14 protein-coding genes are annotated in these 15,159 nt (G+C 44.3%); 6 read left to right on the forward strand and 8 right to left on the reverse strand.

Annotated features, from left to right (window positions below; genetic code table 11):
• The first annotated feature begins 34 nt into the window (after nucleotides 1-34).
• A complete protein-coding gene (locus AC55NX_RS12350; RefSeq protein ID WP_496996017.1) occupies nucleotides 35-601 on the forward strand; it encodes a porin family protein in 567 nt (188 codons plus the stop codon).
• Nucleotides 602-841: 240 nt separating this feature from the next.
• Here AC55NX_RS12350 and AC55NX_RS12355 read toward each other — a convergent pair whose 3' ends face one another.
• A complete protein-coding gene (locus AC55NX_RS12355) occupies nucleotides 842-1,003 on the reverse strand; it encodes a hypothetical protein (RefSeq protein WP_157371923.1) in 162 nt (53 codons plus the stop codon).
• 286 nt (nucleotides 1,004-1,289) lie between these two features.
• Nucleotides 1,290-2,504, reverse strand: coding sequence for a type III PLP-dependent enzyme (locus AC55NX_RS12360; RefSeq protein WP_496996018.1), 1,215 nt, complete (start codon nucleotides 2,502-2,504; stop codon nucleotides 1,290-1,292).
• Between the two features lie 900 nt (nucleotides 2,505-3,404).
• Between AC55NX_RS12360 and AC55NX_RS12365 the strand changes: the two genes are divergently transcribed.
• Nucleotides 3,405-4,481 carry a M35 family metalloendopeptidase gene (locus tag AC55NX_RS12365; RefSeq protein ID WP_496996019.1) on the forward strand — a complete coding sequence of 359 codons (1,077 nt, stop codon included), beginning with the start codon at nucleotides 3,405-3,407 and terminating at the stop codon, nucleotides 4,479-4,481.
• 133 nt (nucleotides 4,482-4,614) lie between these two features.
• Here AC55NX_RS12365 and AC55NX_RS12370 read toward each other — a convergent pair whose 3' ends face one another.
• Nucleotides 4,615-4,836 carry a DUF3820 family protein gene (locus tag AC55NX_RS12370; protein WP_496996020.1) on the reverse strand — a complete coding sequence of 74 codons (222 nt, stop codon included), beginning with the start codon at nucleotides 4,834-4,836 and terminating at the stop codon, nucleotides 4,615-4,617.
• Nucleotides 4,837-5,175: 339 nt separating this feature from the next.
• On the opposite strand from AC55NX_RS12370, the gene AC55NX_RS12375 reads away from it, so the two are divergent.
• Nucleotides 5,176-6,096 (forward strand): LysR substrate-binding domain-containing protein, encoded by a 921-nt coding sequence (locus AC55NX_RS12375; RefSeq protein WP_496996021.1) that lies wholly within the window; start codon nucleotides 5,176-5,178, stop codon nucleotides 6,094-6,096.
• 171 nt (nucleotides 6,097-6,267) lie between these two features.
• Here AC55NX_RS12375 and AC55NX_RS12380 read toward each other — a convergent pair whose 3' ends face one another.
• The gene (locus tag AC55NX_RS12380; RefSeq protein WP_496996022.1) at nucleotides 6,268-8,391 is read right to left on the reverse strand and encodes a TonB-dependent siderophore receptor; all 2,124 of its coding nucleotides are present in this window, start codon (nucleotides 8,389-8,391) and stop codon (nucleotides 6,268-6,270) included.
• A gap of 130 nt (nucleotides 8,392-8,521) precedes the next feature.
• On the opposite strand from AC55NX_RS12380, the gene AC55NX_RS12385 reads away from it, so the two are divergent.
• Nucleotides 8,522-9,397 carry a LysR family transcriptional regulator gene (locus tag AC55NX_RS12385; RefSeq protein ID WP_496996023.1) on the forward strand — a complete coding sequence of 292 codons (876 nt, stop codon included), beginning with the start codon at nucleotides 8,522-8,524 and terminating at the stop codon, nucleotides 9,395-9,397.
• Between the two features lie 50 nt (nucleotides 9,398-9,447).
• Here the strand turns inward: AC55NX_RS12385 and AC55NX_RS12390 are convergent, their stop codons facing one another.
• From AC55NX_RS12390 to AC55NX_RS12405, 4 genes are read right to left on the reverse strand one after another with little or no spacing between them, the layout of a single operon-like run.
• Nucleotides 9,448-10,248, reverse strand: a complete 801-nt coding sequence (locus AC55NX_RS12390; protein ID WP_496996024.1) for an ABC transporter ATP-binding protein — start codon at nucleotides 10,246-10,248, stop codon at nucleotides 9,448-9,450.
• Nucleotides 10,245-11,285, reverse strand: coding sequence for a FecCD family ABC transporter permease (locus tag AC55NX_RS12395; protein ID WP_496996025.1), 1,041 nt, complete (start codon nucleotides 11,283-11,285; stop codon nucleotides 10,245-10,247). The genes AC55NX_RS12390 and AC55NX_RS12395 overlap by 4 nt, the downstream gene beginning before the upstream one ends.
• Nucleotides 11,285-12,310 carry a FecCD family ABC transporter permease gene (locus AC55NX_RS12400; RefSeq protein WP_496996026.1) on the reverse strand — a complete coding sequence of 342 codons (1,026 nt, stop codon included), beginning with the start codon at nucleotides 12,308-12,310 and terminating at the stop codon, nucleotides 11,285-11,287. Before AC55NX_RS12400 ends, AC55NX_RS12395 begins: the two co-directional genes overlap by 1 nt.
• Before the next feature lie 8 nt (nucleotides 12,311-12,318).
• The gene (locus AC55NX_RS12405; protein WP_496996027.1) at nucleotides 12,319-13,347 is read right to left on the reverse strand and encodes an iron-siderophore ABC transporter substrate-binding protein; all 1,029 of its coding nucleotides are present in this window, start codon (nucleotides 13,345-13,347) and stop codon (nucleotides 12,319-12,321) included.
• Nucleotides 13,348-13,531: 184 nt separating this feature from the next.
• Here AC55NX_RS12405 and AC55NX_RS12410 point away from each other — a divergent pair, with 184 nt between their 5' ends.
• Nucleotides 13,532-14,107 (forward strand): MSMEG_1061 family FMN-dependent PPOX-type flavoprotein, encoded by a 576-nt coding sequence (locus AC55NX_RS12410; RefSeq protein ID WP_496996028.1) that lies wholly within the window; start codon nucleotides 13,532-13,534, stop codon nucleotides 14,105-14,107.
• A 361-nt stretch (nucleotides 14,108-14,468) separates the two neighbouring features.
• The gene (locus AC55NX_RS12415; protein WP_496996029.1) at nucleotides 14,469-14,954 is read left to right on the forward strand and encodes an acyl-CoA thioesterase; all 486 of its coding nucleotides are present in this window, start codon (nucleotides 14,469-14,471) and stop codon (nucleotides 14,952-14,954) included.
• The last annotated feature ends 205 nt before the right edge of the window (nucleotides 14,955-15,159 follow it).

The following is a 15,159-nucleotide window of genomic DNA, read 5'->3' on the forward strand; positions in this document are numbered from 1 at the left end:
TGATGACTTATTCAAAATCACTAGGAGTAAAAAGATGAAAAAGATCCTTCCAATTCTAGCGAGTACCATGGCTTTAACAACGTTCAGTACAATTTCATACGCAGCAGTTTTAGACGATGAAAGCGGGATTTACGTTGGTGGTAACTACGGTTACGTGAAGATTGATGGCCAAGACGATTTTGATGATGACAATGATGTGATGCAAGGATTAATTGGTTTTAAATTAAACCGTTACATCGGTATCGAAGGTAGTTATATCGACTTCGGCTCGTATGGTGGTAACGCTGCAAGAGCTGAGACAGACGGTTATACGGCTGCTCTAAAATTGACCGCGCCGATTGGTGATCGCGTAGAAATTTACGCTAAAGGCGGCCAGCTTTGGTACACCACAGACTATAACATCTTAGGTGTAAGTGGCGACGAAGATGACGAAGCTGTATTTGCTGGTGCCGGTGTTGGATTTAAAATTACGGACAACTTTTTAGTCAATGCAGAATATACTTGGTATGACGTTGACTTAAATGCCAATGATATTAATAACGGAGCAGATACCAACACTGATTTAAAACAAGCAACCATTGGTGCCGAATATCGCTTCTAAATAATTTGTTAGAACAGCCATCAATAAAATCAATTTTAAATGAATCTATAAAAGCACTCTTCAGGAGTGTTTTTTTTAATGTCTGGATTGAGAGTGATTATGGGATTGAGAGTGGAAACCAGAGAGCTGGTTAACAAGGAATGGAGGGGACATTCATTCGGTGGCACATCCGACATCACCGGAACAACACCACCGAATTCCAAAAAACAAAAGAGATTGGAATGGATTCTATCGTAATGATCAGAAATTAACCCAAGTTAAAGCAAGCATAAACGTTATCACAGCTGTCACACCAAACATTGCGAAAACACCGGCAAGTTCTTTAACAGTATTGACGACAGACGTACTCATTTTTGTTTTAGGAACAGTAATAGTAATTTGTGAAGAAAGCGTTGAACTCATGACTCGGCTCCTACCGTTATTTTATTTCACAACCAAGTGTTGTTTAGTTCAAATTATCATCAATTTTGTGACTCAAGTCAACATTTATAGTAATTGAATTACAAAAAAATGTAATTCTCAAGATGTATTCATAAAAAGTTGATGGATTTCAAATAAATAAATCATACCCACCACGGAGTGACGGTACTGCTATCGATAGAAGGAAATGATAAGCCACAGGCACGTAGGCTGTGGCTCTTTCGACATGAGGTTGTAGAACAAACAAAATCAAGTGGTTAAGATGACCTTAACCGATGAGGCGTTCCCGACTCACTGCGCGTTCATTAAACGCATCTTCATTCAACACAATCGTTTGAGCGCGCTTGAAGAAATTAAAATCCGTCGCGGTAGCACTGGTGTAAGCCCCCATCATACAACCGACCACGAGGTCACCATTCTCCAGACGAGGCAACATTATATCTTCAGCAATCACATCAATACTGTCACAAGTCGGTCCGGCCAAAACACTCGGCAACAGTTCACCACCTTGTTTCAAAGTCACCAACGGATACTGTGCATCATCGAACATCAGCCCACTGAAAGAGCCGTAGATGCCGTCGTCAAGGTAGTACCACATTTGGCCTTCCCTTTCAGCCTGCCCCATCACGGAAGCAACACTCATCACAGCTTGTGCGACGATAAAGCGTCCGGGTTCAGCCAAAACCTGTACGGTTTCCGGTAACTCGTCCAACGCTTTGTTAATTGGTATACAAAATTGCTCAATCGGCATCACCTGTTTTGTATAACTGACAGGGAAACCGCCGCCAATATCCAGTGTACTCAGTGCAGGCAATCCACGCGCGACAACCTCTTCCATCACGGTTTTACAAGTTTGGATCGCATCAACATATTTCTGTGGATAAATCGTTTGAGAACCGACATGAAAAGAGAGCCCTTTGATACGAATATTCCATGCCTGAGCCGTTTCAATAATGGTCAGAGCCTGTTCGGGAGAACAACCGAATTTCTTCGATAGATCCGCAAACGCTTCTGCATTACGAAAACTCAAACGTACCAGTAACTCTACCTCATCCTTGTAAGGCTTGAATTTTGCCAGTTCGTTCAGGTTATCCACCACAAAGACAGAACAGCCATATGCTAACGCATCGCGAATGTCTGCATCACGTTTGATCGGGTGAGTATGGATCGTACGTTCAGCCGGTACGCCTTCTTGGGAAGCCAGTTCAACTTCACCACTGGTCGCCAGATCAAAGCTTGCGCCTTCGTCAAGCAGAGTTCTGACCACCACCGGATGCGGCAGCGGTTTCAGCGCGAAATGAAGGGTAACATTCGGTAAAGCATTATTCAGTGCGCGATATTGCTGACGAATGCTCTCGCAATCGAGCATCAGTAGTGGTGCACCGAATTGTGATACGGATGATTCAACTAAACGAACATCATCAGCAGAAAGAGTTCGAGCAGCAAAAGATTGAAAATTTAATACTGAATGGGCGTGAGCCATCGCAAACCTCCGGGGGCAAACACTTTTCATCGGACTGTTTTATGAAAAGTGGAGCGTCAATAAAAGCGTCAATACGCTGTCAAAGTCACTCTTGGATAGTTGCTCTATCGCCTTGCCACATAGGTGTGATGTACTCGGATTGGCTATCATCAAGAAGCAGGCTGATAGTAAGTTCATGTGGGGACAGACGCAATAAAAAATAGCCCGACAAAAGTCAAAAATTTTTTATGGTTAAGATAGCGTTTATTAATAGTTTCCTCTTCATGATTGCGCTGACGCGGATCAGGATTGAATATCTGTTTGAGTCACAGAGCAGGGAAGCATTATTATTTTGACGATGTCTGTCCGGCACATGGTTACCCAGTGTGAATAGCCTGACAGCACATGCAGTCAGGTTAAAGAACGCAATTTCATATTTTTCAAATATTTATTATTCAATCTCAACTAAATCGATAATTTTGTTATTTAACCCTATTATTAATCCAATAAAATTAAATTTATAAATAAAATAATTCACTGTTAATCACCCATAAATAACATTTAAAAAAACAAACAAACCCAATTAAAAATGTTGCACAAATTTAAAATATAAAAACTTAAAAATCAAATAGTTAAAATATTATAATTAAGCATAAAAATCTAAATATATTGATAATTAAATAAATATTTAATTTACAAACCTGTCATTAATAACAAAGTTGATCACTCCTGTTTATATTTCAGACTTTACACGTTTACATAAATAAAACATAATTAAAAAAATAATAACAGATGTAATTAAAAATAATATTTGAAGTAGGAAATAGTGCTACTTCAAACATTATACGATGAATGATTGATATCCACTCAGTCGTAACAATATCGATGATTCATAAACGATGAAAAAATGGAGTTTATCAAATGAATAAGGCAACAAATTTATTATTGAGTGTCATCGTCGGAAGTATGTCATCTCTGGCTTATGCTCACTCTCTGGATGTCACCGTTACCCCTTTAAACCAGTCTTATGGTGAAGGCAGTGATGTAAAAGTCGAACTGAGCATTACGAATAATGGTCAGGAGGCTGTCGATGTGCTCGATTGGTATCTCATCAATCACAACAAACTGCAGAAGAATGCTTTCACCGTTACAGTGGATGGAGAAACCGTCACATATACGGGCCCGATGATCAAACGGCCAGCGCCAACGGCTAAAGATTATATGACTCTGCCTGCCGGCCAGACGATTACTCAAACGATCGATCTGTCTGCTTTCTATGACATGACTCGGAAAGGCACATATAGCGTTCAGTTTAATGTCACCGCAATGGATTTAATTAAATCCGAAGAAAAATCAGCACTTCAAGCCGAAGATAAAGTCCAGACCCTCAGCTCAAATGGTGTGAGTTTCTGGGTTGAGGGTGTGCACCCAAAGGTCGCAACCATCAATGAATCGGTACTCGACGTGGCTGAACTGGCAGGTGGAATCAGCTATGTCGGTAACTGCTCAAATAGTCAGAAAAGTCAGATCAGTACCGCTGTTAGCGCGGCACGAAGCATGTCCAGTTCGGCTTACAGCTACTACAGCGCAGGATCAGTAACCTCTCGCTATACGACTTGGTTCGGCTCATACTCAAGCGGTCGTTACAACACCGTCAAAGGGCATTTCCAGAAAATATCCGATGCACTGCAAAACAAGACTGTCACCGCAGATTGTTACTGTGAGGGCAGTCTGTCCAATGCATATGCTTACGTTTATCCGAATCAACCCTATCGTATCCACTTATGCAACGCCTTCTGGTCTGCACCGACTACAGGTACCGACTCAAAAGCCGGAACACTGATTCATGAAATGAGTCATTTCACGGTTAATGGCGGCACGGATGATATTGCTTACGGACAATATAATGCACGTCGTCTGGCACAATCATCACCGAATCAGGCAGTCAACAACGCAGATTCTCATGAATACTTCGCGGAGAATAATCCTCCTTTATAAGGCATAAAGCGTGTCTTGTACGAACCGAAAGCACCACGAGCCGGTGCTTTCGGTTCATTCTCAAATACTGAATACAGATCGCTCAACCATCATTTCCCGGTTTCACTGCTTCGCGAGTGGTATACAACAGGCTTCAAGATGACCTTTTTAACGGTTTGACGAGACGATCCAATCCTTCAATTTTTAATGTCAGACAGAGTTGCATCAACTCCCCGAGTTCTCCCTGAGGAAATTCCCCTTTATTCTGAAACCACAATAAGTACTCTTCCGGTAAATCAATTAACACGCGTCCGGCATAACGGCCAAACGGCATTTTTATCGTTGCCAGTTTTAGCAAACTCTCTTTTTGTAGCATAGCGAGTGTCTTTCTTGTTCCGTTGAAGTTATGTGTATTCTAATCGATTCAACGTCTCCTTTGCTCTTCATTATTCACATGAATGATTGAGAACCGAATCCTGTTCAAACATCCAACGAAACTGAATATCTTTTAATAGGTCTTTAGGACAATCAAACGGTGAGAGGTTTAACGGAATGAGCCGCCACCGATCACGACAACTTTTAATTTCTTACTCATTTTGCAATACTCTCTCGTGTGTCCTTCTTGTGTTCATTGCACCTGACAAACCCAACAACGACAAACAAAATCGTGATATTTATGAATTAATATTTCTGATACATAGGATGGTTCATACACATGGCAGATAAGCAAAATATCTTGGCAAACCTTTATACTTTCAGCGTTGCAGCAAAGTTTTTAAGTTTCACATTAGCGGCTGAAGAATTGTGCCTGACTCAGGGAGCGGTTAGCCAACGAATTAAAAAGCTTGAAGCAGATCTCGGTTTCACGCTTTTCGTCCGTCTGACAAGAAAACTTGAACTGACGGAAGACGGCCACAGAATGCTCAGAACACTAACCCAATCCCTGTCAAATATCTTCACTGAAGTTGATGACATTCGCTTCAACGAATTAAGAGGAGAATTGTATATCGGGATTGCACCGACATTTGCCCATTTGTGGTTAGTCCCTAAAATGGCTGAGTTTCAACGTTTGTATCCTTACCTAGACGTAAAGATGCGTGTCAAAGCAAGTAAACTGGACTTTCATAATCAACCGGTTGATATCGCGATTTACTATGGTAATGAGACACATCCCAATTTTTATCACATCAGGTTATTTGATGAATACTTGGTTCCTGTATGTACACCTGAATATGCACAACGCTTCAATTTATATGAAAGTGAATCACGTCTGAAAGAAGCCACTTTTCTGCATTGCACAGAATCGCTAGAATTTTTATCGCCATTGAGTGAATGGCAGCATTGGTTAAACGCGACAGGTAGAAGCACCAGTCTTTTAAAACATAAATATGTATTTAATCATGAAGAACTAACGATGGTTGCAGCCCGAAATTCAATGGGAATCGCCTTAGGTCGCTACCACACGATTCAATCGTATCTCGCAAGTGGTGCATTGATTCCCCTCTTCGAACAGGTCCCATCAGGATACGGCTACGATTTAATTTGCCCTAAAGGTCATGAAACACGACCAAAATTACAGGCATTTTTAAATTGGATAGGAAAATACATTGAGTGTTATCACACTGATAATATTTGATATTTCTAATTATACACCAAGAATATTACTCGCCCGTTGTTTATCCTCATTCCGATAATCATCATTGAATCGCTAACAGTATCGAATTCAAACGCCGTTTCAAGGTATGGTTGTATCCACAGTTAATGTGGATACAACCATAAATTGATATTTTTTAATATAAGCGACTCGTTACCAAGAATAATTTAAAGAGGCATTAACCGAACGGCTTGGGTTGTAGTAGTTCGCTGTACCTGAACCCACTACATACTGCTTATCAGTTAAGTTATGTACATGAAGTGACAATTGCGCTGATTTTGAAATGCGATAAGCGAATGCAGCATCAAACAATGTTGCAGCTTCGCTTTTAGCGGTATTCGCTGCATCAAAATAATAAGTGCCCACATAACGTGCACCCAGACCAAAATCGATCGTTTCGATTGGCAGAGTGTAGAAGCCCCATAAAGAAGCACTGTGGTTTGGTGCAGTCACAAATTCATTGCCGTCTAGAATATCACCGTTTTGAGTGCTGCCACGTACAACTTTAGACTTCATGTATGAGTATCCACCCGTGACATTAAAGTTATCTGTTATTTCGGCTTTCACTTCTAAATCAAGACCACGAACACGCGTCTCACCTATCGTTTCTTTTTGAATCTTGCCATCATCCTGAACGATAGACATCGTGACATCATTCTTTTCAAGATCGTAAATCGCAGCAGAGAACAAAGCATTCATACTCAGTGGAGCAAACTTCACGCCCACTTCTAGCTGTTCTCCTCGCTCCGGTTTTACACCAATACTTGGTGAAGCGACAGATTCAACCTGACTGATATAAGTTGACCACTCGTCACTCACTTTAAATGTAAAGGCAGCTCGCAAAGATGTTTCAGAGAAGTCATCACTAGAGTTGACACTGGTTTTTATGTCACGACTGGAGAGATCCATATAGTCATGGCGAATGCCCAACGCAAGTATGTAACGATCATCAAGCGCTAAGTTTTGCTGTAAAAATATAGATTTGGTTGTATCGTCTCGATCTGTTTGGCTATCGACTTCGCCTGTCATTGATAGGCCCGTATACACAGGGTTATTTAGATCGATAGAACTGACTGAGACCTTATCACTGCTATAAAGCGATGTTTCTTGGGTCGAAGCATCACGATATTCCAAACCGATTAATGTACTGCTATCAATACGCTCAAAACTCGCATCGTATTGCAGAATCATATTACCAATGAGTTGTTCCGACTGGGTATCGGTTCCGAAATAGTAACGAGAGATATTACTTCCCGTTCTTCCTTCATAATCATACAAATACACATAACCAAAATCGTCTTCGAGTTTGCTGTAGCGCAAGTTACCACTCAGCGAGATACCATTTTCAAAATGATGCGCAGCTTGAGCGGTAATGTTGGTGCGTTCAACATCGTGTTTGTTGTAGTCAGGTTCACCATAGAATTCGCTGCGATCGTACTCTCTATCCAATGGGTAACCGCCGCTGTTAGGCGTGGCATCTCTGCCCAGATAGTCCACAATCAACGTTGCTGTTGTTTGCACTGATGGCTGCCATGTCATCCCCCCCATTACAAACTGTGAATTATCTTTTGAATAATCGTATTCAAGATCGCTGTCTTTGATTTTGGTGGTAAAACGGTAAGCAACCGTTTCTGACTCATTGATCGTGTCACCAAAGTCCAGCCCAATCTCTTTATTATCAAATGAACCGTACGATACATAAGTATTGCCAAAACTTTTAAACTTAGGTCTTTTACTGACAAAATTAACTGAGCCCCCCGGATCAGCAGGACCGAACAGCGTTGAATTCGCACCGCGCATCACTTCAACTCGCTCATACGCATATGGATCTTCACGAACACTGCGCATCGAGCCCAGCGTCATGCCATCGCGATACGTTGTTGCCTGATAGCCCCGAATCATGAAGTAATCATTACGGTCATCCGAACCGTAATAATCCGTCACCAAACCCGGTGAATACTGCAAAATCTCTTCTGTCGTCGTTGCGTTACGCTGGTTAATTTCTTTTTCCGTAATCACCGAAACCAGAGCCGGGGTATCAAGCACACTGGTCGCAACCTTGCCGCCAACCCATAGTTCTTCAGCCACAGTGGTATCGGCATCCCCTGCGATGGGCTGCCCATAAACCGTAATGGTGTTTACACGATACGCTTGGTCTTGTTGAACACTATCTTGAACTTCTGAATAAACAGCGCCTGAATAAGAAAGCGTTGGAACAAAACAGAGAAATAAGTGCATCGCACTATAACGTTCCTTACCACTTCTAATATTTTCCATTGTTAATCATCCCATACTGCTAATTTTTATTGTTATTTCTTACTATTGATAATGCAAACGATAATGCTTATTATTTGTAATAAATGAAATTGATATATAGTTATCAACTGATGCCGAGAGAGACCCCCTCATGGAGCTACGTCACCTTAAATACTTTTTAGCGGTCGCTGAAACACAAAACATTCGCCTGGCAGCTCAAAAGGTCCACGTTACTCAACCGGCGATATCAAGAAAAATCAAAGAATTGGAAACAGAACTTGGTGTACTTTTATTCGACCGTTTACCGAAAGGTTTGCGACTAAACCGAGCAGGGAAGATCTATCAGAAACAACTGGGATCAATCATGAGGCAGATTGACGATGCTAACGAGCATGTTCGTCAATTTACTCATACCGAATATGGCTCTCTTGCTTTAGGTGCGCCAGACTTCGTCCTCTGGGAAGGGCAAATAAATCAGAGCATCAATCAGTTTCGTCACGACAACCATGACGTTGAACTGGAAGTGTATTCAGATACACCAATGGTGCTACTGAAACGATTAGAGCTAGACCAAATTGATGGTGCCTTTCTTTATCATTTCTCTGAGTTGCCTTCGGAATACTCTATACAACCTATCGCTCAAGACAAGTTGGTACTGGCTTATCCTGCCAGTTGGGGGAAAACCCTATCACCATCGACCTCAATTGAAGCGCTCAATCTATTGCCTTCTATTCGCTTACCAAGAAGCGTTGATCCTTACTACTACGACTGGCAGGAAGTCCTGTTCAACACAATAGGCTGGTTACCAGAAGTGACCCAATGGGCGCACGGAGAAAGCACCATGCTTGGTTTAGTGGCAGCGGGCAATGGCGTTGCAATTGTCAATGAGCGCCACTTTACCCGGCCATCGAATATGCTGCGCTATACACCGTTGGACGTTTTACCTCACACATCACCTTTGAGTTTTGTGTATAAAAAAACCTCTGATAATCCTGCGCTGATGGCGTTTTTGCAGTTGCTATCCTAACTAAGACTGACCGCCACAGACACGACATGGAAGTCGCGCTGATTCGGCGGTTATTTCAGCTTGTGTCGCCCAATCGGAATCATCATCGGAATGTTCGAAACCGGATCGATGATAATATGGTTGTTCAAACCAAATACCGCTTGAATAGTGTCATTCGTCAGCACTTTTTCCGGTACACCGTGGGTGTGAATCTGCCCGTTGATCATCGCCAGCAAGTAGTCTGAATAGCGGGCAGCTAAATTGAGATCATGCAAAACCATAACGATGGTAATCCCATGCTGAAGATTCAGATCCACCAGCAAATCCAACACTTCGACTTGATGGGCCACATCTAAAAACGTCGTCGGTTCATCGAGCAACAGAATATCCGTTTCCTGCGCAAGCGCCATTGCTATCCAGACGCGCTGACGCTGCCCGCCAGACAACTCATCAACGTCTCTGTCTATCAGGTCAGTGAGCTTTGTCACTGCCAACGCATTAGCGACCGCTGCGTCATCTTTGTGATTCCAGCGAGACATGAAACCGTGATGCGGGTGACGCCCACGGCTGACGAGATCACCAACCGTAATACCTTCCGGTGCAGTCGGAGATTGAGGCAACAAGCCCAATGTACGCGCCAAAGTTCGCGTTGGGCTTTGATGGACAGACTTTCCATCAAGCAACACTTGTCCGTGAGAAGGCGTCAGTAAACGAGACATTGCTCTTAACAGTGTTGATTTACCACAGGCGTTAGCACCGACAATCGAAGTAATTTTTCCCGGAGTCACCTTGAGCGAGAGATCTTTAACTATCGTTTTTTCGCCATAACCGGCAGACAACTGCTCTACCACAAGTTCATGAGCTTTTGTCACAAAGCTCCCCCTTTACGATTCACGCGAATAATTAGATAAATAAGATAAGGCGCACCTAACGCACCCGTTATAACACCGACAGGGTAACGACTTGGAAGAAGAAACTGTCCGATGTAATCCCCTGCCAACACTAATACGGCACCCACTAACGCAGCAGGAATGAGCAATGGGCCGTTCGAGCCGACCATGCGGGCAGCGATGGGGCCGGATAGAAATGCCACAAAAGCGATAGGACCTGTCACAGCGGTAGCAACCGCAATTAAACCGACCGCACACACCATAACGATGAGACGAGTCAATGTGATATTGACACCCAGAGCGGCAGCGGTGTCGTCCCCCATCCGTAACGCTTCTAATGACTTGGTTTGACTCAGCAGCAGACCGCCGAAAAAAACCAATGAAATCGACAGTGGCACACTTTGATAAATCTGTACGGAATTGACGCTGCCCGTTAACCAACGCATCGCTTCTTGCAGATCCCATGATGAGGCTTGCGAGAGGATATAGGCGATATAGCTGTCAATCATTGCGGAAACGCCAATGCCGACCAAGATCAACCGGGTTCCTGCAACACCGTTTTTATAAGAGAGACCGTAGACAGTGAGCGCAACTGCCAAGCCAGCCAGAATGGAAAAAATAGCGACAACAGAGCCACCCATATGAAGCACAATAATCGCAAACACAGCCGCAGCACTGGCTCCCGAACTGACACCGACAATATCTGGGCTGGCTAAGGGGTTACGCAACATCGTTTGGAATGCGATACCGGCTAAGCCAAAACTCATTCCGACAAGGCATGAAATTATCGCCCGGGGTAATCGCAAATGCCCGACAGTAAAACTGGCTCCGGGAATACTTTCTCCTTGTAGCACCTTCCAGACTATTGACGGAGGGGTATAAGACTGCCCCAACACCAGCGTTAAACACCAAGCAGAAAGCGCTAAAATCCCTAAGCCAATCATGATCAACGACCAGCGCCGTATCCGTTGCTGACGAGCCGTTCTTACTCGTTGTAAAAGCAGTAATTCAGCGGACATTATAATTCCCTAACTCGCTGGCGGCGCACAATCCAGATAAAAAATGGCGCGCCAATAAAGGCCGTAACCACACCTACAGATAACTCACTTGGACGAGCAAGGATTCGCCCTACGATGTCTGCCAGCAGAAGTAGACTTGCACCGCACACCGCAGAGAAAGGCAGTAACCAGCGATGATCCACACCGACTAACAGGCGGCAAAAATGTGGCACAACCAAGCCCACAAAACCGATAGGTCCGCAAATCGCGGTTGTCGCGCCACATAGCAAAATAGCCCCGAGTCCTGCAACACTGCGAGCCAGCACCACATTCTCACCCAAGCCTGTTGCGAGATCGTCTCCCAACGCTAAGCTGTTTAGTTTCCTTGCGGTTAAGGCTGTGATAACTAAACCAGCCAATAAGAATGGCAAAACGAGTATGATGGTCTCAAATGTGGCCCCGCCTACTCCGCCGATTTGCCAGGATCGGGCGCCACCCGCGATATCATTGCGTGGTAATACAACCGCAATCGTGAAACACGATAAAGCCGCGGAAGTTGCAGCGCCTGCTAATGCGAGCTTAAGCGGTGTTGCGCCGCCTCGCCCCATTGAGCCGATGGTATAAACAAATGCCGCTGTGAGTGCAGCGCCTAAAATTGCCATCCAGACATAGGTCTGGATTTGATTCATCCCAAACCAAGCCAGTCCGACGACGACAAAGAATGACGCGCCAATGTTGACACCGAGAATACCGGGATCAGCGAGCGGATTGCGAGTCACACCCTGCATGACAGCGCCGGCCAATCCTAAAGAGCCGCCTGCAATCACCGCTAATACGGTGCGAGGAATACGCATAGCTACTGCAGCTTCGCCCACTGTATTTAGGTTGCCTTGAATTGCGCTGAAAATTTCAGTCCAGGCCACTTCTCTTGTCCCTAACGCGACAGAAAACAGGCATAAAAGAAACAAAATAATCAGTAAACCGACAAGCGTCACCAAGCGAGAAACGGCAAAACCTCTGATTGAAAACGGATTACTTTTGGCCACAGAGGTACTCATTGTGTTTTGCGTGCAGCCGCTGCCAACGCCTCAAGATAATCGTCCAGCACCCATGGAATCGATAACGGGGTCGGATTCGCTGCGGTGGCTAACGGTCCACTCCCCAGCATCACAATTGAGCCATGTTTAACCGCATTCATTTTTAACATCAGCGGGTTACTTGAAAGAGGCTTCAGCAGTGCTTCACCACCGTAAGTGATGAAGATATCAACATCATTAAATGCGTCAATTTGTTCAATACTTGCTTCACCGGAAAACTGCCCGGAACTGCTGAATTTACGAATACTTTGAGGAGAGACAAGGCTCAGATCGTTGAAGAATTTTACTCGCGTATCATGAGCGGTGTAAAAGTGCACCACACTCAAATCAGTCGGGTCTAAATGGGTCATAAACATGGCAGATTTACCCTTGAGTTCCGGATACTTTGCCGCTCGCGACGCGATGTCTTGTTCAATACTCGCAATCAGTTCCTCACCTTGCTTCGCCATCCCCATACCAGCGCTGTTTATGCGGATCATACTTCTCCAGTCAGTCGACCAAGGCGCATGAGGATATGCCACCACCGGTGCAATCATACTGAGCGTTTCGTAATCAGAACGGCTCAAACCAGAATACGCTGCCAGAATGACATCCGGCTGCGTCGCGGCAACGGCTTCGAAATCGATACCATCCCCTTCATCAAACAGTGGCGGCGTTGGTGCGCCCAGCGCATCTAATCGGGCTTTCACCCAAGGCAAAACCCCATCGCCATCATCATCCCCAAATTTTGCGGCCGCAAAACCGACAGGCACGACGCCAAGCGCCAGCGGTACCTCATGGTTCGCCCAAGCGACCGTCGCAATTCGCACCGGTTTTTGCTTAATGATCGTGGTGCCAAAGGCATGCTGAATTTTGATGGGATAGGTCACGCGGTCATCCGTCATACCATCCGTCAAACGATCGTCCGTCGCATGATCATCGGCCCAACTAGACGCAGTGATGAAAGAAAAAAGAAAAACGCTAAAAACGGCTTTGAGATTCAACATACGATTGGCTTCAATTTATGGCTGCAAATTTATAAGAACGGTATCTCGTCGAGATGGCATTTGACTCTGTCCTATGAGTTAGAACATGATAATGCAAACCAATTTCAAATAATACTAAGTATCATTTACAAATAGTTTATGACTGATAACCAAAGATAAAGTATAGGTACAGAGAAAGTATAAAATGACTCAAATAACCACACTGGAACAATTAAGAGAACGCTATAGCACACCGCACCCGTTAGCTGTGGCTAAAGACATCAAACATATTGATCAGCACACCCGAACTTTTATTGAAAACAGCAGGCTGTTTTTTCTTGCTTCAACCGGTCAAGATAACTTTCTAGACGTCTCTCCACGCGGTGGAGAAGCGGGATTCGTCAAAGTACTGGATGATCAAACGCTGGCTTTCCCGGACAGCCCGGGCAATAACCGTTTGGATACCTTAACCAACCTCATCACCGACCCAAAAGTTGGCATGCTATTTATAGTTCCGGGAGTTGAAGACGTAGTAAGAGTGAAGGGAACAGCTTCCATTCATGTTAATGACGAAATTCGCGAGCTTTGCCTTGATGGAAAAACAAAGCCGAAATTGGTCATCAAGGTGACCGTAGATTCACTACTTTTCCATTGTCCTAAAGCAGTAATGAAGTCCAAAATATGGAACAATGAATCGTTTGTAGACAGAGCGTTTCTGCCTTCCCTGCTGAAGATTATTCAAGATCAACAAGTCGAAAAAGAGCAGCGCGGAGACCACTAACTCACAGTAATCGTAGTCAGACTACGTTCCGGCTAAGACGCCAACCTTAGTAAAGCGGCTCGTAGTGCTACGGTTCTTATGCCATCCAGCATTTTGCTATCGGCTAATCGCGAATCTCTGAGCCAGAAAATAAAAGACCCCGCCGTTGTGGAACGTACGGTGGCTGGTCTGAAAGCCAGAGCCTATGTTAGGCTGACTTGCCACTCCAGCGGCTTCTGTTCAAAACATAAATCGCATGGTCAACAACGTGACTGTTGAAAAAAATTACCTTTTTATGAACTTATCGTAAACTTGCATAAGTTTAGATAATGAATAGTAATATCAATTTATGGTTGTCTCCACAATTGATGAGGACGTCGATATGACAAATAAAAAAAGAGAGCTCACACTACGTTTTCTGGCTGAGCCCAGCGATGTAAATTTCGGCGGTAAAGTTCACGGTGGTGCCGTGATGAAGTGGATCGACTTAGCCGCCTATGCCTGTTCTGCAGCCTGGAGTGGAAAATACTGCATTACAGCATATGCAGGCGGTATTCGGTTTGTCGCCCCGATTTTGGTCGGTCATCTCGTTGAAGTGACCGCTAAAATCGTCTACACAGGACGCACCTCAATGCATGTCGCGATCGACGTTCAGGCGAGTGACCCTAAATTGCAAGAAAATCGGCTGACAACACACTGTATTGTGATCATGGTTGCTGTCGATGAACATGGAAAACCAAGCGCTGTACCGGAGTGGGTACCATCCGCACCGGAAGATATTGCGCTTAGAAAATCTGCCATCCGTTTAATGAATATGCGCCAAGAAATTGGTGAAGAAATGGAAGCTCATGTTCAATACCTGAAATAATGTTAAACCACTACCGACCAGAGATATTTTGGTCGGTCTCTTCGCTTGCATTGCAACAATCCCACCGGAGCACCGGATTCACCCTTCCTTGGCAGCGCCCCTTTGAATACCGATTCAGGTGTCTGTCCTTGCAACTCTCCCTTTAAGTGTCTGTCCTTGGAATGTTTTTCCGCTGCTTACAAGCTATCTGGTGCCTGTCCTTGCA

It is taken from the genome of Vibrio rubrogenes, assembly GCF_059641415.1.

Coding starts and splice junctions, on each gene's coding strand:
- AC55NX_RS12355 (WP_157371923.1), bottom strand. CDS start 1,003: ATGAGTTCAACGCTTTCTTCACAAATTACTATTACTGTTCCTAAAACA.
- AC55NX_RS12365 (WP_496996019.1), top strand. CDS start 3,405: ATGAATAAGGCAACAAATTTATTATTGAGTGTCATCGTCGGAAGTATG.
- AC55NX_RS12370 (WP_496996020.1), bottom strand. CDS start 4,836: ATGCTACAAAAAGAGAGTTTGCTAAAACTGGCAACGATAAAAATGCCG.
- AC55NX_RS12350 (WP_496996017.1), top strand. CDS start 35: ATGAAAAAGATCCTTCCAATTCTAGCGAGTACCATGGCTTTAACAACG.
- AC55NX_RS12360 (WP_496996018.1), bottom strand. CDS start 2,504: ATGGCTCACGCCCATTCAGTATTAAATTTTCAATCTTTTGCTGCTCGA.
- AC55NX_RS12415 (WP_496996029.1), top strand. CDS start 14,469: ATGACAAATAAAAAAAGAGAGCTCACACTACGTTTTCTGGCTGAGCCC.
- AC55NX_RS12410 (WP_496996028.1), top strand. CDS start 13,532: ATGACTCAAATAACCACACTGGAACAATTAAGAGAACGCTATAGCACA.
- AC55NX_RS12395 (WP_496996025.1), bottom strand. CDS start 11,285: ATGTCCGCTGAATTACTGCTTTTACAACGAGTAAGAACGGCTCGTCAG.
- AC55NX_RS12380 (WP_496996022.1), bottom strand. CDS start 8,391: ATGGAAAATATTAGAAGTGGTAAGGAACGTTATAGTGCGATGCACTTA.
- AC55NX_RS12375 (WP_496996021.1), top strand. CDS start 5,176: ATGGCAGATAAGCAAAATATCTTGGCAAACCTTTATACTTTCAGCGTT.
- AC55NX_RS12385 (WP_496996023.1), top strand. CDS start 8,522: ATGGAGCTACGTCACCTTAAATACTTTTTAGCGGTCGCTGAAACACAA.
- AC55NX_RS12405 (WP_496996027.1), bottom strand. CDS start 13,347: ATGTTGAATCTCAAAGCCGTTTTTAGCGTTTTTCTTTTTTCTTTCATC.